The organism is Tessaracoccus lapidicaptus (assembly GCF_001693815.1).
GTDB classification, from domain to species: domain Bacteria; phylum Actinomycetota; class Actinomycetes; order Propionibacteriales; family Propionibacteriaceae; genus Arachnia; species Arachnia lapidicapta.
The window spans coordinates 314,929-335,900 of sequence record NZ_MBQD01000011.1; the positions used below are offsets into that span (position 1 = coordinate 314,929).

16 protein-coding genes and 2 tRNA genes are annotated in these 20,972 nt (G+C 71.3%); 8 read left to right on the forward strand and 10 right to left on the reverse strand.

What is annotated here, in order from left to right; genetic code table 11:
• Nucleotides 1-4 precede the first annotated feature (4 nt).
• Nucleotides 5-1,003, reverse strand: coding sequence for a DNA topoisomerase IB (locus BCR15_RS04800; RefSeq protein WP_068750930.1), 999 nt, complete (start codon nt 1,001-1,003; stop codon nt 5-7).
• A 38-nt stretch (nt 1,004-1,041) separates the two neighbouring features.
• Between BCR15_RS04800 and BCR15_RS04805 the strand changes: the two genes are divergently transcribed.
• Entirely contained in the window at nt 1,042-1,281 is a 240-nt protein-coding gene (locus BCR15_RS04805) for a hypothetical protein (protein WP_068750932.1), read from the forward strand.
• 58 nt (nt 1,282-1,339) lie between these two features.
• Here BCR15_RS04805 and BCR15_RS04810 read toward each other — a convergent pair.
• Together BCR15_RS04810 and orn are read right to left on the reverse strand one after the other, a co-directional pair.
• A tRNA-His gene (locus BCR15_RS04810) sits at nt 1,340-1,412 on the reverse strand.
• A gap of 60 nt (nt 1,413-1,472) precedes the next feature.
• Nucleotides 1,473-2,099 carry an oligoribonuclease gene (gene orn / locus BCR15_RS04815; protein WP_068750934.1) on the reverse strand — a complete coding sequence of 209 codons (627 nt, stop codon included), beginning with the start codon at nt 2,097-2,099 and terminating at the stop codon, nt 1,473-1,475.
• Nucleotides 2,100-2,193: 94 nt separating this feature from the next.
• Here orn and BCR15_RS04820 point away from each other — a divergent pair.
• Nucleotides 2,194-2,266: transfer RNA gene (locus BCR15_RS04820), tRNA-Arg, on the forward strand.
• Between the two features lie 19 nt (nt 2,267-2,285).
• Here BCR15_RS04820 and BCR15_RS04825 read toward each other — a convergent pair.
• Nucleotides 2,286-2,879, reverse strand: a complete 594-nt coding sequence (locus BCR15_RS04825; protein ID WP_068750935.1) for a 2'-5' RNA ligase family protein — start codon at nt 2,877-2,879, stop codon at nt 2,286-2,288.
• Between the two features lie 60 nt (nt 2,880-2,939).
• Here BCR15_RS04825 and BCR15_RS04830 point away from each other — a divergent pair, with 60 nt between their 5' ends.
• The 4 genes from BCR15_RS04830 (at nt 2,940) to ettA (ending at nt 9,389) form a co-directional block, all read left to right on the forward strand.
• Entirely contained in the window at nt 2,940-4,310 is a 1,371-nt protein-coding gene (locus BCR15_RS04830) for a PrsW family intramembrane metalloprotease (protein WP_078919682.1), read from the forward strand.
• Complete coding sequence (locus tag BCR15_RS04835) at nt 4,307-6,034, forward strand: P-loop NTPase family protein (RefSeq protein ID WP_068750937.1); 1,728 nt, start codon at nt 4,307-4,309, stop codon at nt 6,032-6,034. The genes BCR15_RS04830 and BCR15_RS04835 overlap by 4 nt, the downstream gene beginning before the upstream one ends.
• 1 nt (nt 6,035) lies before the next feature.
• Nucleotides 6,036-7,628 carry a GTPase gene (locus tag BCR15_RS04840; protein WP_068750939.1) on the forward strand — a complete coding sequence of 531 codons (1,593 nt, stop codon included), beginning with the start codon at nt 6,036-6,038 and terminating at the stop codon, nt 7,626-7,628.
• Between the two features lie 78 nt (nt 7,629-7,706).
• On the forward strand, nt 7,707-9,389 hold the full coding sequence (ettA, locus tag BCR15_RS04845; protein ID WP_068750941.1) for an energy-dependent translational throttle protein EttA: 1,683 nt from the start codon (nt 7,707-7,709) through the stop codon (nt 9,387-9,389).
• A 71-nt stretch (nt 9,390-9,460) separates the two neighbouring features.
• Here the strand turns inward: ettA and BCR15_RS04850 are convergent, their stop codons facing one another.
• From BCR15_RS04850 to BCR15_RS14590, 5 genes are all read right to left on the reverse strand, one after another.
• Complete coding sequence (locus BCR15_RS04850) at nt 9,461-10,372, reverse strand: hypothetical protein (protein WP_068750943.1); 912 nt, start codon at nt 10,370-10,372, stop codon at nt 9,461-9,463.
• Nucleotides 10,365-10,859: a SigE family RNA polymerase sigma factor gene (locus BCR15_RS04855; protein WP_197971691.1), complete on the reverse strand. Its 495-nt coding sequence runs from the start codon at nt 10,857-10,859 to the stop codon at nt 10,365-10,367. Before BCR15_RS04855 ends, BCR15_RS04850 begins: the two co-directional genes overlap by 8 nt.
• Before the next feature lie 170 nt (nt 10,860-11,029).
• On the reverse strand, nt 11,030-11,881 hold the full coding sequence (locus BCR15_RS04860) for an endonuclease domain-containing protein (protein WP_068750945.1): 852 nt from the start codon (nt 11,879-11,881) through the stop codon (nt 11,030-11,032).
• 148 nt (nt 11,882-12,029) lie between these two features.
• Nucleotides 12,030-14,819, reverse strand: coding sequence for an FAD-binding and (Fe-S)-binding domain-containing protein (locus BCR15_RS04865; RefSeq protein ID WP_068750947.1), 2,790 nt, complete (start codon nt 14,817-14,819; stop codon nt 12,030-12,032).
• 5 nt (nt 14,820-14,824) lie between these two features.
• Nucleotides 14,825-15,280 (reverse strand): MarR family winged helix-turn-helix transcriptional regulator, encoded by a 456-nt coding sequence (locus BCR15_RS14590; protein ID WP_068750949.1) that lies wholly within the window; start codon nt 15,278-15,280, stop codon nt 14,825-14,827.
• Nucleotides 15,281-15,452: 172 nt separating this feature from the next.
• Here BCR15_RS14590 and BCR15_RS04875 point away from each other — a divergent pair, with 172 nt between their 5' ends.
• Both BCR15_RS04875 and BCR15_RS04880 read left to right on the forward strand, forming a co-directional pair.
• On the forward strand, nt 15,453-17,237 hold the full coding sequence (locus tag BCR15_RS04875; protein WP_176715185.1) for an AMP-dependent synthetase/ligase: 1,785 nt from the start codon (nt 15,453-15,455) through the stop codon (nt 17,235-17,237).
• A complete protein-coding gene (locus tag BCR15_RS04880) occupies nt 17,238-18,095 on the forward strand; it encodes an acyl-CoA thioesterase (RefSeq protein WP_068750954.1) in 858 nt (285 codons plus the stop codon).
• A 753-nt stretch (nt 18,096-18,848) separates the two neighbouring features.
• Here the strand turns inward: BCR15_RS04880 and BCR15_RS04885 are convergent.
• Nucleotides 18,849-20,297: an HNH endonuclease signature motif containing protein gene (locus BCR15_RS04885; RefSeq protein ID WP_068750955.1), complete on the reverse strand. Its 1,449-nt coding sequence runs from the start codon at nt 20,295-20,297 to the stop codon at nt 18,849-18,851.
• Nucleotides 20,298-20,972 lie beyond the last annotated feature (675 nt).

Genomic DNA, 20,972 nt, shown 5'->3' on the forward strand with positions numbered 1-20,972 from the left:
GCGTCTAGCTGAGCAGTTCGAGGACGGCTCTCTCCAGGCCCGCCTGCCGGGCACGGGGGGAGCCGTACCTGCGCCGCGTGGCCTCGCCGATGGTGAGGCCGGCGTCGTAGGCGTCGAGGACGCGCGGGTCGATGTAGGAGGAGCGCGCCACCGTCGGCGTGTTCCCCAGGTAGCCCGCGACCTCCACGACGGCGGCGCGGATCGCGCGCTTGCGGGAGGCGGCGGTGTCGCCCGGCTCGTCGGAGTCGGCGAGGGCCGCGGCGGCGATGACCGTCGCGTGCCAGGTGCGGAAGTCCTTGGCCGTGATGGCGCCGTCGAACAGGTCGCGCAGGTAGCCGTTGACCGCCGCGCTGGTCAGGTCGCGCCAGCTGTCGCCGTCGCGGAAGGCCAGGAGTCGCGGGCTGTCGTCGCGCCGCCGCCGGAGCTTCTCGAGGACCGCGACGGCCGACGGGTCGTCGACCTCCACCGTGTGCTCCACGCCGGACTTGCCGGTGAACCGGAACACCATGACGTCGCCGCGCCGCCGGACGTGTCGGCGCTCGAGCGTCGTCAACCCGAACGATCCGTGCGCGTCGCTGTAGGCGTCGTTGCCGATGCGGAAGTACCCGACGTCCAGGAGCCGGGCGGCGCACGCGGCGGTGCGCTCCATGGGCAGGCCATCGGCCTGGAGGTCGCGCTCGATGCGACGCCGGGCGGTCGGGAGGTGCCGCGCGGCCTCGGCCACGCGGTCGAACTTCGACCGGTCCCGGCGGCGGCGCCACTCCGGGTGGTACAGGTACTGGCGGCGCCCCGCGTCGTCGGTGCCCACCGCCTGCAGGTGCCCGTTGGGGTGCGGGCAGATCCACACGTCGGTCCAGGCCGGAGGGATGGCGAGGGACCGAATTCGCTCGACGTCGTCGGGCGGCACCGGACGGCCGTCGGCGTCGCGGTAGCTGAAACCCTTGCCGTGACGGCGGCGGGTGAGCCCCGGCGAGCGGGGGTCCGCGCGGCGCAGACGCATCATGGGCGGAATGCTAGAACGCCGACGGGGCCCTGACCAGAGTGCGAGTTCATCGGCCCAAACGGCGCCGGCAAGTCGACGTCCATCAGAACCTGCTCGGGCTCATCCACCCCACCAGCGGCACCGCGACCGTCTTCGGCAAGGACATCACGACCTCCGGCCTCGAGATCCGCCAACAGGTCGGCTACCTGCCGTCCGAGGTCTTCTACTACGACGACAACGTGGGGGCCGCGATCGCCACGACGTATCGAGCGTTCGCCGCCCGCGACCTCGCGGTGTGAGGAGGGGCAGACGCAGAAAACCCGCCCCGGGACTCAGGCCGGGACGGGTTTCCGCCGGGGTGAGTAACGGGACTTGAACCCGCGACTTCCTGGACCACAACCAGGTGCTCTACCAGCTGAGCTATACCCACCATGACGTCGCCCTCAAGCGACTGGGAAACAATAGCGTACGCGCCGACGGTGAGGGAAATTCACCGGGCGGTGGCGTCGCCGTTTCCCGTGACGGTGCCGTGGTGGCGCGCGCTGATCTCCCGCAGCTGGGCGGTGGTGAGTCCCGGCGGGGGGAGGAAGACGGCCTCGCGGTAGTAGCGCAGCTCCTCGATGGACTCCTGGATGTCGGACAGCGCGCGGTGCGTGCCGGACTTGGTGGGGGCCTGGTAGAGGGCCTTGGGATACCAGCGCCGGGCCAGCTCCTTGACCGACGACACGTCGACGTTGCGGTAGTGCACCCAGCTCTCGAACTCCGGCATGTCGCGCGCCAGGAAGGCCCGGTCGGTCCCGATCGTGTTGCCCGCGAGCGGGGCCTTCCTCTCCACCGGGACGAGGGACCGGACGTAGTCCATCACCTGGTCCGTCGCCTCCGCCATGGTCATCCCCTCATGCAGGACGTCGAGCAGGCCGGACCGGGTGTGCATGTCGCGGACGAAGTCGTCCATCTGCGCGAGCTGCTCGTCGGTGGGGCGGATGAGCAGGTCGACGCCCTCGCCGAGGACGTTGAGGTCACCGTCGGTGACGAGGACGGCCACCTCGATCAGCGCGTCGACCGCCAGATTCAGGCCGGTCATCTCGCAGTCCACCCACACCAGGTTCTCACTCATGGTGCCCAATCTAGGGGTGAGACGGCGGCGCCGCCCAACCGCCGCCGGCGGCTCGCGACCCCGCGGCCGACGTCGGTACACTGGGCGATCGTCGGCCCCTGTAGCTCAGCGGATAGAGCATCTGACTTCTAATCAGCCGGTCGCAGGTTCGAGTCCTGCCTGGGGCGCCGCGGACGGATCTCCTCCTCAGGCGAGGGACCAGTTCGCCAGCTCGACGAAATCGAACCACCCCAGCTCCGGGCGCATCGTCACCGACATGAGGTGTGCCGTCTCCACCCGCATCGTCCCCACCTCGGGGGAGCCCTCCAGCCGGGCTCGGATCTCCCGGTCCGGCACGTCGCCGGTGGCGTAGGCGAGGGTCACGTGCGGGGCGTACGGCCGGTCGGGCATGGTGCCGCCGAAGGTGCCGAGCGCGGCGCGCCGCACCCCGTCGACGAGCGCCTCCCACCCCGGCGTCGACTCGCCGACGCATTCGACCGCGCGCTCGTGCACCTGCGGGGGCCCGACCCTGAGGTCGAAGGCCGGCACCCCGGCGAGTTCGACGGTCAGCGCGTCGGCGAGCCGGGTGATCTCCCGGTTGCCGATCTCGTCGTACTGCGCGAGGCGGTTGACGGTGAAGTGCAGCCATGCCCGCGGCATGACGGGGAGATCCGGCACGCCGTCGAGCCGCGACTGGAGGTCCGCCAGGCGGTCCGTGACGTCCTCGTCGGGGACGACGTAGACGTGCAGCGACCCGTCGAGCCGGTCCCAGGTGGTCGTGGCGTCGAAGAAGCTCTCCATGCGCACACCCTAGGCGAGACCGCCTCGCCGCGACGGCCTGACGGTACGCTGGGCGCCATCATGACGACAGCGGAGATGGCCACGCGGCGACGACGGCTCAACGCCCTGCCCGTGGCCCGCACCGGGCCCTGGTACCGGCGCATGGTGGCCAGCCCCGTGTTCTGGCTCGCGCTGGTCATCGTTCCGGCCTCCGTGTACTTCCTCATCGCTCAGTACTGGATCCTGCACCCGCCGCAGACGTTCCCCGACGGGACCGAGACGCTGGGCATCACCGACGAGGCGTTCCGCCGGGCCGCGTTCTGGGCGATGTGGACCGCGCTGGCGTACTCGGCGCTGTTCATCTGGCTGGACCGCTTCCGGGCGCAGCAGCCCGTCGTGTGGGTGCTGACCTTCCTGTGGGGCGCCGCGGTCAGCACCTGGGTGTCGCTGCACGTGAACTCGTGGGCGGCCGAGATGATGGCCACCACGGAGGCGAACTCGGACACGGGGTCGCGCGCGGCGGTCTTCTCCGCGCCGTTCATCGAGGAGCTGGCGAAGGCGACGATCCTCGTCTTGCTGGTGATCCTCATGCGGGGGCGGATCGTGTCGCGGCTGTCCATGGTGGCGTTGGCGGGACTGTCGGCCGTCGGCTTCGCCTTCGTCGAAAACATCATCTACTACGCCCGCGTCTGGATGCAGGCCACGCATGACATCTCGATCGCCGACCCCGACGCCACCATGATGGAACTGGTGCTGCTGCGCGGCGTCTACACCTCCTTCGGGCATCCGCTCTTCACGCTCATGACGGCCTCAGGGCTGGTGATCGGGCTCGGGGCGCGCAGCCGACTGGTGCGGGTCCTGGCGCCGCTGGCCGGATTCCTGCTGGCCTGCGCGGGCCACATGCTCTTCAACGGCCTGGCGTCGACCAACCCGATGGACCAGCTGCAGCGGGCCTGGTACCTCGCCCTGGGCCTGGTCGGGGTCATCGTCATCTCCCTGATCGTCAGCGTCGTCGGCAACGGGCAGCTCATCCGGGCCCGCCTGACCGACTACCAGCGCGCCGGGTGGCTCAGCGAGCGCGACGTCGTCGTGTTCGGCGGCCCGCTGCGCCGAGTGAAGCTGCTGTGGTTCGCACTGTTCCGCGGCCCCCGCGTGTGGTGGCGCACCGCGACACTCCTGCGCCGCGTGACGGAGCTGGCGTACCTGCGCGACGCCATGACGCGCGGCACCGTCGACCAGACCGGCGACGAGCGCGCCCGTGAGCTCATCCACGACATCGACGGGCTGCGCGGCCGTGCCCTCACCGACACCGAGGGCCTCCGGCTCATCGAGCGTTGGCCGCTCCGCCGACGGCCCCTGCCCGACGGCGCGAACCCCGGCCCACTGACGTCCGACTACCCACCGCCACAGACGCCCGGCCCGGCCGGCGTCGGAGGGAACTGGCCGAGATGAGCGGAGCCCAGAACCTCGCCGCCGCGTTCCGGCAGCTCGACGACGCGCTGACCACCGCCCAATTCCCGCTCCCGCTCTACGGCGCGGATCGCCTCCGGACCCTCACCGTCACCCTCGGTCAGCAGCTGCGCGACCACCTCATGCCACGCGCCGACCGCCTCGACGCGCCGCTGCTCGCCGTCGTCGGCGGCTCGACCGGCGCCGGCAAGTCCACGCTGGTCAACTCGCTGCTGCGCGCCCAGGTCACGAGGCCCGGGGTGCTGCGGCCCACGACGAAGTCGCCGGTCCTCGTCTGCCACCCCGACGACGAGGAGTGGTTCCGCAGCGACAACGTCCTGCCCGGGCTGGTGCGGACCGACACGCAACTGCACGACTCCCGCGCCCTGCACATCGTCACCTTCCCAGACCTGCCGCCTGGCCTCGCCGTCCTCGACGCGCCCGACATCGACTCCGTCGACGACGCCAACCGGACGCTCGCCCGGCAGCTGCTCCTCGCCGCCGACCTGTGGCTGTTCGTGACGTCCGCCGCCCGCTATGCCGACGCCGTGCCGTGGGACTACCTGGCCACCGCCGCGGAGCGCAACACCGTCGTCAGCGTCGTCATCAACCGCTGCCCTCCCGGAGCCGTCGACGAGGTGGCCGGTCACCTCGCGCAGATGCTGGCCGAGCGGGGCCTCGCGGCCGCCAAGCTGTTCGCCATCGTGGAGCGGGCCCTGCCCGACGACGGGCTGCTCCCCCTGGGGGACGTCGCCGGGATCCGGCAGTGGCTGGTCGCGTTGGCGTCGCAGACCGAGGCACGCTCGCAGGTCGCGGTACAGACTCTCGCCGGCACCGTCCGCAGCCTCGACGGGGAACTCCAGGAGCTGGCCGACGGCATGCGGCGCCAGCAGGAGGCCCTGTCCGAGCTCCACGACGACGCCGCGCGCGCCCACCGCGAGGCCGCCGACGCGGTGGACCGCGCCACGGGCGACGGCACCCTGCTACGCGGCGAGATCCTCGCCCGGTGGCAGGACCTCGTCGGCACCGGTGAGTTCATGCGCTCGGTGGAGCAGCGGATCAGCGCGCTCCGCGACCGCATCTCGGGGTGGTTCACCGGCGACCAGCGCATCGAGGCCGTGGAGGTCGCCATCTCCGACGGGCTCGCGGCCGTGCTGCGGGACGCGGGCGAGCGGGCGGCCGAGGGAACGGCCGCCGCGTGGTCGCACACGCGGTGGGGGCGCGACATCCTCGCCGCCGAACCCGGCCTGGCCGTCCCGTCGCCCGGCTTCGAGCAGGCCGCGGAGGACGCCATCCGCGCGTGGCAGAGCGACGTCCTGCGCCTGGTCGAGGAGCAGGGCCGGGGCAAGCGGATGCGCGCCCGGTTCCTCGCGCTCGGCACCAACGCCGTGGGCGCCGCGCTCATGATCTACGCGTTCTCGCTCACGGGCGGGCTCATCGGCGCGGAGGTGGGGATCGCGGCCGGCGCATCAGTGCTGGCCCAGCGCCTGCTCGAGGCCGTCTTCGGCGAGGACGCGGTCCGGAGGCTCGCGCAGCAGGCCCGCGCAGAACTGTCCGCCCGCGTCGACGGCGTGCTGGCCGCGGAGTTGTCCCGGTTCACCGACGTGCTCGGCGCCCTCGCCGTCGACGACGAGGCCCCGGCCCGGATCGAGGCCTCCCGGGTGGCCCTGCGCTCCGCCGCCCGCGACGCCTTCGATGACCTGACCAAGCCCGTGGGGATGGACTGACATGGTGGGTGTCCTGGAGCGGCTCGAACGCCTGCGCGCTGCCGCCGACCTCGTCGCGGGACGCATTCCGGACGCGCTGGCCGGGAAGGTCGACGACGTCCTGGCCAGGTCGAACCGGCGCCTGGCGGTCGGTCCGCAGACCGTGGTGGCGCTCGCCGGTGCGACCGGATCGGGCAAGTCGTCGCTGTTCAACGCGCTGACCGGCACCCGCCTCGCCGAGCAGGGGCCGCGACGGCCGACGACCGCGACGACGCTGGCCGCCAGCTTCACCGCGACCAACGCCGACCTGCTGGACTTCCTCGGGGTCCCGCGGCGCCACGAGGTCGCCCCGCCCGAACCGGACATGACCGACCTCGTCCTGCTCGACCTGCCGGACCACGACTCCACCGCGACAGCGCACCGCGAGGAGGTGGACCGCCTGGTGCGGGTCGTCGACCAGTTCGTGTGGGTGCTCGACCCGCAGAAGTACGCCGACGCCGCCCTCCACCAGCGCTACCTGCGGCCCCTCGCCGAGCATCGCGAGGTGATCACCGTCGTGCTCAACCAGGCCGACCGGCTCACCGCCGTGGAACTGTCCCAGTGCCTCGCGCACATCCGGCGCCTCCTCGACGACGACGGGCTCACGGGCGTGCCGCTGCTGGCGACCAGCGCCGTGACGGGGGAGGGGGTGGCCGACCTGCGCCGGCACCTCAGCCGGCTCGCCGCCGGGAAGCGCGCCGCCTCCGCCCGGCTGGCGGCCGACGTCACGGTCCTCGCGGCCGAACTGGACCGGCACGTCGGCCCCGCCCGCGGATCGGGGGCCGACCGTCGGGTCGTCGACGACCTCACGCGCAGGCTCGCCGGCGCCGCCGGGGTCCCCGTGGTCGTCGACGCCGTCCGCGACTCCGTGCGTCACCGCGGAACGCTGGCCACCGGATGGCCGGTGGTGTCCTGGCTGGCGAAGCTGCGCCCGGACCCCCTGCAGCGCCTCGGGCTGGGCCGCCGACCCGAACTCGAGTCCCCGGGCCTCAGACACAGCTCGCTCCCGGCCCGATCGGCCGCGGCGCACTCGCAGCTGTCGAGCGCCCTGCGGGCCGTGACCGCCGAACTCGGCGAGGACCTCCCCGGACCCTGGCGCGACGCCGTCGCGGCCGGGGTGCGCGAGGCCGAGCCGACGCTCGGCGACCGCCTGGACCGCGCCATCGTCGAGACGGAGCTCCCCGCCGAGCGGTCGCCGGCGTGGTGGACTCTGGTGCGGGTGATCCAGTGGCTGCTCATCGCCGTCGTCGTGGTCGGCCTGGGCTGGCTCACCCTCAACGCCGTCCTCGGCTACTTCGGCCTGGGTGTGCTCCCGATGTTCCCGCTCGGCCCGGAGGACGGGCTGCGGGTCCCGGTGCCGACCCTCCTCGTGGCGGGCGGCGTGGTCGCGGGGCTGCTCGTGTCGGGTCTGTCGCGGCTGGTGATCTCTGCCGCGGCCGGCGCCGCCGCCCGGCGGGCGCGTAAGCGGCTGGAGTACGCCGTCGCCGAGGTGGCGGAGGAACGCGTGCTCGCCCCGGCCCGCGCGGAGGTCGCCCGGCACGACGCGGCACGTGCCGCGCTCGACCGCCTGCGCTGACCGCCGGCCCACGACTCGGGGCCCACGCGGGATAGCTGGCATACTGGCACGCGGTCCACGCTGAAAGGGAGCCTCACCTTGGCTGAGTTCATCTACACCATGCACAACGTGCGCAAGGCGGTGGGAGACAAGGTCATTCTCGACAACGTCACCCTCTCGTTCTACCCGGGCGCCAAGATCGGCGTCGTCGGGCCCAACGGCGCGGGTAAGTCCACCCTGCTCAAGCTCATGGCCGGGCTCGATCGGCCCAACAACGGCGACGCCGCGCTCGCCAAGGGCGCCAGCGTCGGGATCCTGTTGCAGGAGCCGCCGCTGACCGAGGGCAAGACGGTGCAGGAGAACGTCGAGGAGGCCGTCGCCGAGATCAAGGCGAAGATGGCCCGCTTCGAGGCCATCGGCATGGAGATGGCCGAGCCGGACGCCGACTTCGACGCGCTGATGGCCGAGATGGGGGACCTGCAGACCTTCCTGGACGCCCACGAGGCGTGGGACATCGACGCGCGCCTCGAGCAGGCCATGGACGCCCTCCAGTGCCCGCCGGCCGACGCCGTGGTGGACGTGCTGTCCGGCGGCGAGCGGCGCCGCGTGGCGCTGACGAAGCTGCTGCTGCAGCAGCCCGATCTGCTGCTGCTCGACGAGCCCACCAACCACCTCGACGCGGAGAGCGTCAACTGGCTCGAGGGCCACCTCAAGAGCTACCCCGGCGCAGTGCTCGCCGTCACGCACGACCGGTACTTCCTCGACAACGTCGCCCAGTGGATCTGCGAGGTCGACCGCGGCAAGCTGCACCCCTACGAGGGCAACTACTCGACCTACCTCGAGACCAAGCGTGCCCGCCTCCAGATCGAGGGCAAGAAGGACGCCAAGCGCGCCAAGATCCTCGAGAAGGAACTCGAGTGGGTGCGCTCGTCGCCCAAGGCACGCCAGGCGAAGAACAAGGCGCGTCTCCAGCGCTACGAAGAGCTGGCGGCCGAGGCCGAGCGCAACCGCAAGATCGACACCGCCGAGATCAACATCCCGGCCGGGCCGCGCCTCGGCAGCGTGGTGCTCGAGGTCAACAAGCTCACCAAGGGCTTCGGGGACCGCGTGCTCATCAAGGAGCTGTCGTTCACGCTTCCCCGGGCGGGCATCGTCGGCATCATCGGCCCCAACGGCGTCGGCAAGACGACGCTGTTCAAGACCATCACCGGCCAGGAGGAGCCCGACTCCGGCTCCGTGCGGATCGGCGACACCGTCTCCTTCAGCTACGTCGACCAGAACCGCTCCGGGATCGATCCGGAGGCCAACGTGTGGCAGGTCGTCTCCGACGGCCTCGACTACATCAAGGTCGGCAGCTTCGAGATGCCCTCGCGCGCGTACGTCGCGTCGTTCGGGTTCAAGGGTCCGGATCAGCAGAAGAAGGCCGGCGTTCTGTCGGGCGGCGAGCGCAACCGCCTGAACCTGGCGCTCACGCTCAAGCAGGGCGGCAACGTCCTGCTGCTCGACGAGCCCACCAACGACCTCGACGTCGAGACCCTCTCGAGCCTTGAGGACGCGCTGCTCGACTTCCCCGGCTGCGCCGTCGTGATCTCCCACGACCGGTGGTTTCTGGACCGCGTCGCCACCCACATGCTCGCCTGGGAGGGCGAGGATGAGGACGGGGTTCCGCAGTGGTTCTGGTTCGAGGGCAACTACGCGGACTACGAGGTCAACAAGGTGGAGCGCCTCGGTCCGGAGGCGGCCAGGCCGCACCGGTCGAAGCACCGCCGCCTGACCCGCTGACGCGCCCGCCGACAGCAACGCCGAGGGCCGCCCTCCCGTCTGGGGAGAGCGGCCCTCGGCGCGTCCTGCCACTAGTCGACGAGCAGCTCCAGGATCTCCGGCATCGACAGCGCGAACGGGCACTGCATGGCATCGTCGCCGGGGAGCACGGAGCAGTTGTTGTCCATGCCCTCGAACGTCGAGACCAGCCACACGACGCGCTCCCCGGCCTGCATGACCAGGGTGTCGTTGAAGACCCCGATGTCCTCGCCCTCCTTGACCGCCATCCCGAAGAAGTAGGACGCGCGGGCGGGGGAGGCGTCGACGGTCGATGCGTCGAACGGCAGCCGGGTGTCCTCCGCGATGCTCACCCGGTCCCACCCGGCCGCCGTCATGGTGGCTTCGCACTCGACGGCGGAGGTGTGGATCTGGTCGTAGCCGTCGGAGGCGGCGGCCTCGTCGGCGTAGCCGAGCACGATCGCGTAGGTGGGCAGCTCTCCTTCGATCCCGAACGAGCGGACCAGGGTGGTAGTTGGGCTGCCCCATTCGCCGCGGTCGCAGAGGCCCTTGGCGGACTCGCCCATCGCGTCGCTCTCGGACAGCACCCCCAGCAGGGGGGAGGAGCCGTACGGGTACATCTGCTCGACGGTCGGCACGTTGGCCCAGGTCGGCGGGTCCACGGGGGCCACCGTCGGCTGGGGCGCGGTGCTGGGTGTGGGCTCCACGCTCGGCTCGGGGGAAGGGCTGTCGGTCTCGGTGGTCGGCGCCGGGGAGGGGACCGCGGTGTTGGCCCATTGAGGACCGCGGAGCCCGTCCATGTAGGGCGCGACGGCCCACACGCCTGTGCCGACGACGGCGGCGATCGCCGCGGCGGCAAAGCCGGTGGCGACCCGGCGGACGGTGCGGCGGCGATCGCCGCGGCGACGGATCTCGTGGGCGGGGAGCATGGGGACCTCCTTGGCTTCGGCGGCCAGATCATCGAGGGGGCGGATCGGCTCAGGCATGACGGGCCTCCATATCGGTGGAGAGGAGACGGGCGAGGGCGTGGCGGCCTCGGGCGAGGCGAGCCTTGACGGTTCCGGCGGGGGAGCCGACCTCGTCGGCGATCTCGCCGACGGACAGGTCGCACAGGTGGTAGAGCACGATGGCCCGCCGTTGTGGTTCGGGGAGTTGGGCGAGGGCTCGGGCGAGCGCGACGCGCTCGATACCCGGTTCCTCGGGGGTCGGCATCGGTTGGAGCGCGCGATCGGGCGGGCGCAGCGCCCGCGTGGCCCGACGCCAGCGGCTCACCGCGAGCCGGTAGGCCGTCGTGCGGACCCACGCCTCCGGGCTTTGGGTGATGTCGAGTTTCTTCCGACGGTCCCAGGCCCGGATGAACGCCTCCCGGACGCAGTCCTGCGCCTCGGTGAGGTTGCCGCACATCGCGTAGACCTGGCCGACGAGTCGGGTGAACGAGTTCGCGTAGAACCGGTCGAACTGTGCCTCGTCCACTGCGGTGTCCTTTGCTGCTCGGGTGGTGTTCTGACACCCTTCATACGCCCGCATGGCGCCGTGCGGTTGCATGCGCGCCACACGCGTTTTCCGGTGGCGTGACACAACTCACAGCAGCCGGACGAATCGCCCCGATTCGGGGCCAAGAGACGCGACTGCTGTGAGGTTCGTCACGCCCCGCGCCGCTCGGCCTCGCGCAGGATGCGGCGCAGCGCCTCGGGCATGCCCGGCAGTGTCTCGGCCGTGAAGCGCAACACCCGCCAGCCCGCCAACTGCAGTTCGACGTCCCGCCGCCGGTCGGAGTGGAAGGTGGCGGGGTCGGAGTGGTAGCTGAAGCCGTCCACCTCGACGGCGACCCGCCACCGGAGGAAGGCGATGTCCAGGTAGACGACTCCCGACGGCAGCGTCAGGCGGTGGTTGGCGCGCCACCCGGTGAACCCGGCGCGGCGGAGGATCTGGTGAGCCTGGCGCTCCAGGTGCGACCACGGCTCGTCCCGGGAGATTCGCAGGTGCCGCAGGCACTCCGGGTTGCCGGGTCGGCCTGGCGTTGATCGCAGCGCGTCGTGGAGCGCCGCGATCGACGTGGCGCGCCGGCGCAGCGCCTCGTCGATGCACGTAGGCCCAAGCCGGGGGATGAGCTGGAGAACGCTCAAGGACGGGTACACCACCCGGTGCCCCTCCACCTCGAGGATGAGATCGGCCGGGATCTCCCACCTGTGCACGTCATAGCCCGGATATGTCGCCATCTGGCGGCGGGTGGAAGCGCTGACGGAATCATCGCGGAACTCCGGCCACCACGTCACCCGGGCGGCCGTGGCGCCGGTGAGTACCGCGTCGGGGTCCCAGAGCCGCAGCGCGGCGACCCGCGACAGGAACGAGTCATCCGCCCCGTAGACGCCGGGGAGCAGGCGCATCAGCTCTCCACGCGCGACGGCCCGGCGAATGCGCTCTCGGAGCTCGCGGTGAGTGCCGGCATGGATGGCCCCCACCGTGGCGAGGAGGTGACTGAGACGCTCGTCCATGGGGACATTGCACGCTCGACAGTGGGTCGCGGACGAGGGGTACCGAGCAGTTGTGGATAACCCCGTGACACAACTCACAGCAGCCGGTCGAACGCCCCCCATTTCGGGGCTCGTGACGCGACTGGTGTGAGATACGTCACGCCGGCGGTCAGTGGGTGGCGAGCAACTCCGCCAGCGACATCGACGCACGACCCGCCAGCGACGTCAGCTGCGTCTGGCAGCTGAAGCCGTCGGCCAGCACGATGGCGTCCGGATGCGCCGCGACGGCGGGCCCCAGGTCGTGCTCGAACACCGCCACGCTCACGTCGTGATGCCCGCGTTCGACCCCGAAGTTGCCGGCCAGCCCGCAGCAGCCGCCGACGGCGACGAGCGTCGCGCCGGTCGACTCCAGGATCGCCCGGTCCTTCGCCCAGCCGATCACGGACGCATGGTGGCAGTGCGGCTGAGCCACGATCGTGTGGCCGGTGAGGTCCGGTGCCACGAAGTCTGGGTCCTTGGACAGGAACTCGGCCAGGGTGAGGACGGCGCCGTCGAGAGCTCGGACGTTGGCGTCGTCGGGCAGGAGCTCGGGGGCGTCACTGCGCCACACCGCGGTGCAGGAGGGCTCCACCCCGACGATCGGGATCCCGTCGCGCACGTAGGGCGCCAGCACGGCCGCCGCCCCGGTCAGCTGGCGGCGGGCGCCGTCGAGCTGTCCCGTGGAGATCCAGGTGAGGCCGCAGCAGGCGTCGTCGCTCAGCACCTCCGGGTCGTAGCCCAGCCGGACGAGCACCTGGACCATGGCGGCGAAGGAGGTGGACTCGAAGCAGTCGGAGAACGAGTCGACCCAGATCAGCACGCGGCCCTTCGCGCCGGAGCCAGGGAGGTCTGCCGCACGGAAGCGGGCTCGGGCGCTGCGGTTCGCGAAGCGCGGGATCTGCCGCCGGGCGTCGACGCCAGCGCCCCACCGCAGCAGCCGGCCCAGGACCGGCGCGGAGCCGATGACGTTGATGAGCGATCCGAGGCCGGGGACCGCGGTGATGAGCCGGCCCCAGCGCGGCAGCCATCCCAGGGCGTAGTGGTTGCGGGGCCGGAGGCGGCCCTTGTAGCGCTCGTGCGTGACGCGTGCCTTGTAGGCGGCCATGTCGATGCCGGTGGGGCAGTCGCGGGCGCAGCCTTTGCATGACAGGCACAGGTCGAGCGCCGCGTGCACCTCCGGGGAGCGCCAGCCTTCCGAGATCAGGGAGCCGTTGACCATCTCCTGCAGTGCGCGGGCCCGGCCGCGCGTCGAGTCCTTCTCCTCGCGGGTGGCCTGGAAGCTCGGGCACATCACGCCGCCGGCGGACGTGGTGTTCGCGAGGCACTTGCCCACGCCACTGCACTGGTGGACGGCCTCCACGAACTCGGGATCGGTGAGGTTCAGCGGGGAGCGGCTCGCCGCGATCATCCTGAGGTCCTGCTCGACCGGGGCCGGGTCGACGAGCACGCCGGGGTTGAGGAGGTTGCGCGGGTCGAAGAGGTGCTTGACGCTGGCGAAGAGGTCCAGCGCGGCCTGAGAGTACATGTGGGGGAGCAGCGCCGAGCGCGCCCGGCCGTCGCCGTGCTCGCCGGACATGGACCCCCCGAAGCCGGCGACGAGCCGGGCCGCGTCTTCGACGAACGCCTTGTAGCGCGCCGCGCCGTCGGGCTCGTCGAGGGGGAAGTCGATGCGGCAGTGGACGCAGCCGTCGCCGAAGTGTCCGTAGGGCAGGCCGTGCAGCCCGTAGCGCTCCAGCAGGTCGTCGAAGGCGCGCAGGTAGGAGCCGAGGTGCTCGGGCGGCACCGCCGCGTCTTCCCAGCCGCCGTACGCGGGCTTGTCGAGGCTGACGCCCGCCAGGCCGGCGCCGTCGGCGCGGATCTTCCACAGCTGGGCCGCGCGCGCGGTGTCGTCGACGACCCAGCCCTCGGTGGCGCGTGCCGCCGCGACCAGCGCGTCGGCCCGGCCGCGGACCTCGGCGGCGTCGTCGCCCACGACCTCGAGGAACATCCAGCCGTCGCCCGCGGGGAGGGTGGGAACGGACGCGGCGCCGAACTTCGCCGTCACGACGTCGACGATGCGTCGGTCGAGCCCCTCGCAGGCGGTGGGCCGGAACTGGAGCAGGTTGGCGATGTCGTCACCGGCGTCGGCCATCGTCGGGTAGCCGAGCGCGACCATCGTGCGCTGGGGGGCGTCGGCTACCAGCCGGACCGTGGCCCGCAGGATGACGCCGAGCGTCCCCTCGGTGCCGGCGAAGAACTTCGGCAGGTCGAAACGCTGTTCGGGCAGCAGGTGCTCCAGCGAGTAACCGGACACCTGTCGAGTGAAGCGGCCGAACTCCGTGCGGATGACCCCAAGGTTGGCCGCGACCAGGGATCGCAGCTCTGGATGGTCGTCGACGCCGAGGGTCATGAGCTCGCCGGTGCCGGTGATGACGTCGAGCGACACGACGTTGTCGGCCATCCGGCCATAGCCCAGGGCGCGGGGGCCGCAGGCGTTGTTGCCGATCATGCCGCCGACGGTGCAGCGGTTCGACGTCGACGGGTCCGGCCCGAGCCGCAGCCCATGGGGGCGGGCCGCCGCCTGCAACTGCTCCTGCACGACACCCGGGTCGATGACGGCCGTGCGGGCGACGCCGTCGATCGCGTGGATGTGGTGGAGGTGCCGGGCGACGTCGATGACCAGGCCGGGGCCGACGGCGTTACCGGCGCAGGACGTGCCGGCGCCGCGGGCGGTGATGGGGGTGCCGGTGTCGAGGGCGGCACGCACCAGGGTGACGAGCTCGTCGGTGGTCCGCGGGTAGGCCACGGCCTGCGGCTCGACGCGGTAGAGCGAGGCATCGCTCGAATACAGGGCGCGGGTAAGTGTCGAGGTGTCGACGATCTCCGCGAGGTCCCCGAGTCGGGCGAGCAGCTGTGCGTGGGGCGCGGTGGTGGTCGTCACCCGCCCTAGTCTGCCACCGCCAGCACCGCCGCCATCGCCCGCCCAAGCGCCGCGTAGTCCTCGGGCGCGATGGCGTCGACGAAGACGCGGCGCACCGAGTCCACGTGGGCGGGAGCGGCCCGCTTCAGCAGTTCGTATCCCGACTCCGTCATCACCGCCTGGACGCCGCGACCATCGGACGCGCACGACACACGGGTCACGTAGCCCGCCTGCTCCATGCGCTTGATAGTGTGCGTCAGGCGGGAGCGGGAGTGGCCGACGGAGGCCGCCAACTCGCCCATGCGGATGGTGTGGTCGGGCGACTCGGAGAGCCGCACGAGTAGCTCGTACTCCGCCAGGCTCAGGCCGAACTGGTTGAGCGCCTCGTCGAGGTACTCGTCGATATGCGTCTTGGCCAGCAGGTAGCTGCGCCAGACGCGCTGTTGGCTCTCGGTGAGCCAGCCGTGCACTGGTTCGGACATGTCGCCAGTCTAGCAGATTGTTTACCATTCAAGTATTTCGGTGGGTGTCCGCGTGCGATCCCTACCCTCGGAGGCGTGGACGCGGATAGGCTGGGCCAAACGTCGAGAAGGGACCCGCACTGTGGGCATTAGGGAAGAGATCCTGGAAAAGGCGGCTGACAACGTCGGTCACATGTTCAGGCGGCGCGTCGAGGCGACGCCGGACAAGTTGGCCTTCATGTACCCGGAGGCGTCCGCCGACGGCCCCACCGCCTGGGCGAAGATGACCTGGCGCGAGACGGGCGACGTCGTCGACCGGCTGGCGGCCGGGCTGCTGGCGCGCGGCCTGACCGACGAGCAGCGCGTGGCGATCTGCTCCAACACCCGCATCGAGTGGATCCTCACCGACCTCGCCATCGCGCTGGCCGCCGGCGCGACGACGACCGTCTACCCCAACACGCAGGCCGGTGACCTGCACTTCATCGTCAAGGACTCCGGCTCCGTGATCTTCGTCGCCGAGGACGCGCAGCAGGTGGCGAAGATCACCGACACTCCCGAATTCGACGACCAGATCCACACCATCGTCGTGTTCGACACCACGGGCCTCACCCTCGACGACCGGATCATCTCGTTCCAGCACCTCAAGGACGCCGGCGAACGCTACCTGGAAGAGCATCCGGACGCCGTCGACAAGGCCATCGCGCGGACGTCGCGGGACTCACTGTCGACGCTGATCTACACCTCGGGCACGACCGGGCGCCCCAAGGGCGTGCGGCTCAACCACATCTCCTGGGTGTACGAGGGCGCCGCCACCAAGTACCTCGACATCATCGGTCCCGACGAGCTGCAGTACCTCTGGCTGCCGCTCAGTCACGTGTTCGGCAAGGCGCTCATCGCGGTCCAGCTCGACTACGGCTTCGCGTCAGCCGTCGACGGCCGCATCGACAAGATCGTCGAGAACCTCGGCGTGGTGAAGCCGTCGTTCATGTGCGGGGCGCCGCGGATCTTCGAGAAGGTGCGCGCCGCCGTCATGACCGGCTCCACCGGCCTGAAGGGCAAGATCGCCCGCTGGGCGTTCTCGGTGGGCTACAAGTCGATCGACGACCGCCTCGCCGGTCGCCCGCTCACCGGCGCGCTGGCGGTCCAGTACAAGATCGCGGACAAGCTCGTCTTCTCCAAGCTCAAGGAGAAGCTGGGCGGCAACATCAAGTTCATGATCTCGGGGGCGGCGAAGCTCTCGCCGCAGGTCCAGCAGTGGTTCTACGGGGCCGGGATCCTGATCGTGGAGGGCTACGGGGCCACCGAGACCAGCGCGATCGCCGGCGTCGACCTCCCGCGGGACCCCCACTTCGGGACCATCGGCCCGATCCTCCCCGGCATCGAGGCGAAGCTGGCCGACGACGGCGAACTGCTCCTGCGCGGCCCGATCATCACCCCCGGCTACCACAACCTGCCAGACGAGACGGCCGAGGCCATCGACTCCGACGGCTGGTACCACACGGGCGACATCGCCGAGATCCTCCCGTCGGGGCACCTGCGCATCACCGACCGGAAGAAGGACCTGTTCAAGACCTCCGGCGGCAAGTTCGTCGCCCCGCAGAAGGTCGAGAGCGCCATCCAGGCCAACATTCCGTACGTGGCACAGTCGATCGCGATCGGCGAGGGCCGCAAGTACGTCTCCGCGCTGGTGGTCCTCGACCCGGTCCTCCTGCAGAAGTGGGCCGACAAACACGATCTCGGGAACCTCAGCTACGCCGAACTGTCGCAGCGCCCCGAGATCCGGGCGTCGATCGAGCGCTGGATGCAGCGCGTCAACGGCAAGCTCGAGCGCTGGGAGACCGTCAAGCAGTTCGCGATCCTCGATCACGAACTCACCGTCGACAACTCCGGCGTCACGCCCAACATGAAGATCCGGCGCTCGATCGTCACCGAGAAGTACGCGGATCTGGTGAACTCACTGTACCCGCAGGGAGACTGAGTGTTCGACGTCGTCTGCCCCCTGCGCTGGTCGGACCTCGACGCGCAGGGGCACGTCAACAACGCCGTCATCGTCGACTACCTGCAGGAAGCCCGCGTCGCGTTCCTGCGCAGCGGGCCGGCGTCGGACCTGCTGGACAGCGGAGTCGTCGTCGTGTCGCACCAGGTGGAGTACCAGCGCGCGATCGACTACTCGGACGACGGCGTCCACGTCACGCTCGGAGTCGCGGAGCTGGGCGCGGCCCGGATCTTGCTCGCCTACGAGATCCGGCAGGCGGGGGAGCCGGCGGTGCGCGCCCGCACCCTGCTGTGCCCGTTCGACTTCGACGCGCAGTCGCCGACCCGGCTGCTCCCGGCCTATCGGGGGTTCCTGGCCGGTCACCGCATGACGGCCGAGCCGCTGCGGGAGGTCGCCGTGCCGGCCCTCGACGGGCGGGGGACCAGGGTCCCGCTGCCCGTGCGGTGGACGGACCTCGACGCCTACGGGCACGTGAACAACGCCAAGGTGTTCGACTACGTGCAGCAGGCCCGCATCACGGCCACCACGAAGTGGGATCCGACGATGGCGCGGGCGGGGTCGCGGGAGAGTCGCCACCTGTGGCTCGTTGCGCGGCAGGACGTCGACTACCTGGCTCAGATGGACCACCGCATGGACCCCTACGAGGTGCTGGTCGCGCCGGTGGCGATCGGGTCGTCGTCGATCACCCTGGCGACGGAGATCATCGACCCGGTCAGTGGCGCCGTGGCCGTGCGCGGGCGCACGGTGTTGGTGTGTGCCGATCTCGACGGCAGGAAGACGCCGCTCGACGACGTCACGCGAACCCGACTCGAGGGCCACCTCGTCCGGCCGGTTCCGTGAGCCTGCCGGGCAGAAGCGGTTCGCTGAGGTCGCGGCGCCCCGTTCGCTGAGGTCGCGGCGCCCCGTTCGCTGAGGTCGCGCCAGTCTCGTTGGCTGGAGGTCGCGCCAGTCTCGTTGGCTGAGGTCGCGCCCGGTGCGCAGCACCCGGGCGAGTCTCGAAGCCGACGCCTTCCCGTTCGCTGAGGTCGCGCCCGACGGCGGAGCCGTCCGGGCGAGTCTCGAAGCCGACGCCGCAGGCGTCGATCCCCTAACCCCATCCGCTGAAGGTGCGGGGAGCCGCGACCCGACGCCCGGGCGGCCCTCGTGGCCGGGTGTTGTGTTCGGCTGACAGTGCCGCTGAGGGCAGGTGGATCGAGGCCGCCCGAGCGTCGGTTCCCGTCTCCCCCCACTGGTTCTGCTGTGGCGTGGGCGGGTTCGGGGGCGTGCCGGTGGCGCGGCCCTGGCACGGGTTGGTCCAGGCGGGACGCCAGTTGGGTGATCCTCGGGTTGGGCATCACTGCGCGCAGCCGCCCCACCGTCCCGCCCCCTCGCGGGAATCCCCACCGACGCTGAGGTCGCGACCCCCGTTCGCTGCGGTCGAGCCTGCCTCGTTCGCTGAGGTCGCGGCCGACGGCGGAGCCGTCCGGGCGAGTCTCGAAGCCGACGCCGCAGGCGTCGATCCCCCGACCCCGTTCGCTGAGGTCGCGCCCGGTGCGTGGCACCGCGGCGAGTCTCGAAGCCGACGCCGCAGGCGTCGATCCCCCTCGGCGCAGGTCAGGTGCCGTCGCCCCAGATGGCGGCGGAGCGGCGCATGAGGTCGTCCAGATCCGGCCGGCCAGCGTCGGACAACTCCATGTCTGGCGGGTCGACTTCCGCTGGGCCGGTGTCTGGCCGGTCGTCGTCGGCGCCCGGTGGTGCCCCGGCGCGGATCTGTTGGAGTCGTAAGCGGCGGTGTTGCCGCGGGCGTCTGGCGGGATCGATATGCCGGGGTGGGGTGAACCACGGCAGCCCGGTCACCGGATCCAGATGCACCTGCCATTGGGAGGTTTCGGATTGGAGTGGGTCGGGTTCCACGAGGCGGTGGTGGTGGGGGCAGAGCAAGACGCCGTTTCCTAGCCGGGTCTCACCGCCCTGCCACCAGGGCACGATGTGATGCGCCTCGCAACACGCCGGGGTCGCCGCACAGCCGGGGAACGCGCAGCCCCCGTCCCGTTGCACCAGCGCGGCCCGCAGGCCGGGGGTGAACGTGCGGTAGGTGCGGCCCACGTCCAGCAGCCGGGATGGTCCGCCGAGGACGACGGGGATGATCCCCGCGTCGCACGCGAGGCGGCGCACTTCGCCGGCGCTCAGGCCGTCGACGTCGTCGGCACCGATCAGGCAGGCCTTCCCGAGGCCCTGCTTGAGGGTGTCGAGGTCGAGAGTGACGTGCACCTGCGGCCGATCCCCACCATGCCTGGGCAGCGTTCCGGTGTTGGCGGCTTTCTGGGTCAGCAGGACCAGCGCATCCGCCCGGCGCGCGTCGCGAGACGCGGCCTCACCGGCGGCGGTGTAGGTGGACGCGTCCGGCAGCAACGCATCCAACTGCGCGCTGAGGAGTGCCGCGTCCGCAACGGGGAGTTGTCCGGTGATGCGCATCGAGCCGTGATAGTCCGGCGCCAGCCGCAGGAACCTGCCCCGATGCGCTGCCACTTCCTCGCGCGCCAAGCGCTTCGCGTCATCCGCGTCCGATGCGTCGGGGTCGATGATCTCCACCAGCCGGGCGGCGAGGACCCGCAGTTCTGAGGGGCCCAGGGTGTTGACGTGGGCGAGGATCTCCTCCTCGCAGCGCGTCAGTTCCGCCCGGGTCAGCCGGGCGGGGAGCTTCCGCAAGCCGGCGACGATGGCGTCGGCCTGCGCCAATGAGATCGAGCCGTCGTTGAGCGCGGCGCCGATCAGCGGGAACCTGACACACAGATCCTGCGCGAGCCGCAACGATGCGGTGGCCTGCGCGGGGGTGGTGCGCACCGACTGCCGCACCCCGTCGATCACGGCCTCCGCCGCGGCGAGCTTCGCCTCATGCAGGAGATGGAGGCGTAGACCGGCGAGTTGGGCTTCGGCCTCGGTGACCGCGGTGACCAGTGTGGCGAGACGCTCTGCCGCGGCACCCGGATCCTTGTCGAGGGAGCGCGCGGCGTCCCAGAGCGCGGCGAGGTGCCGCTGCCCGAGATCCCGCAAGTCGCTCATGTGACCTATTATTGCGGGGGCCACTGACAATTTCTGATCGGCGGTTCGGTCACGTATCGACGCCTGCGGCGTCGGCTTCGAGACTCGCCCGGACGGCTCCGCCGTCGGGCGCGACCTCAGCGAACGGTGCAGGCGCGACCTCAGCGAACGGACCGCCCCCACCAGCACGACACGCCGTCGAACTCCGCCATCAACGCCCTCAACCGCCCCGAAGCCCGAGTAAGGCTGCTATCCGTGCTGCGCTCGGGGGATCGACGCCTACGGCGTCGGCTTCGAGACTCGCCCGGGTGCTTTCGCACCGGGCGCGACCTCAGCGACGGGGCGGGCTCCAACCCGGCGATCGGTGGGGTCCTCCGAGGGGGTGGGACGGTGGGGCGGCTGCGCGCAGTGATGCCCAACCCGAGGGTCGCCTGGCTGGCGTCCCGCCTAGACGAACCCGTGCCAGGGCCGCCCCACCGGCACGCCCCCGGACCCGGCCACGCCACCGCCGAAACCAGTGGGGGGAGACGGGGGGCCGACGGTCGGGCGGCCTCGATCCACCCGAACCCAGCGGCACTGTGGGCCGAACAGAACACCCGGCAACCACGGCCGCCCGAGCGTCGGATCACGGCTCCCCGCACCTTCAGCGCAGGGGGTCAAGGGATCGACGCCTACGGCGTCGGCTTCGAGACTCGC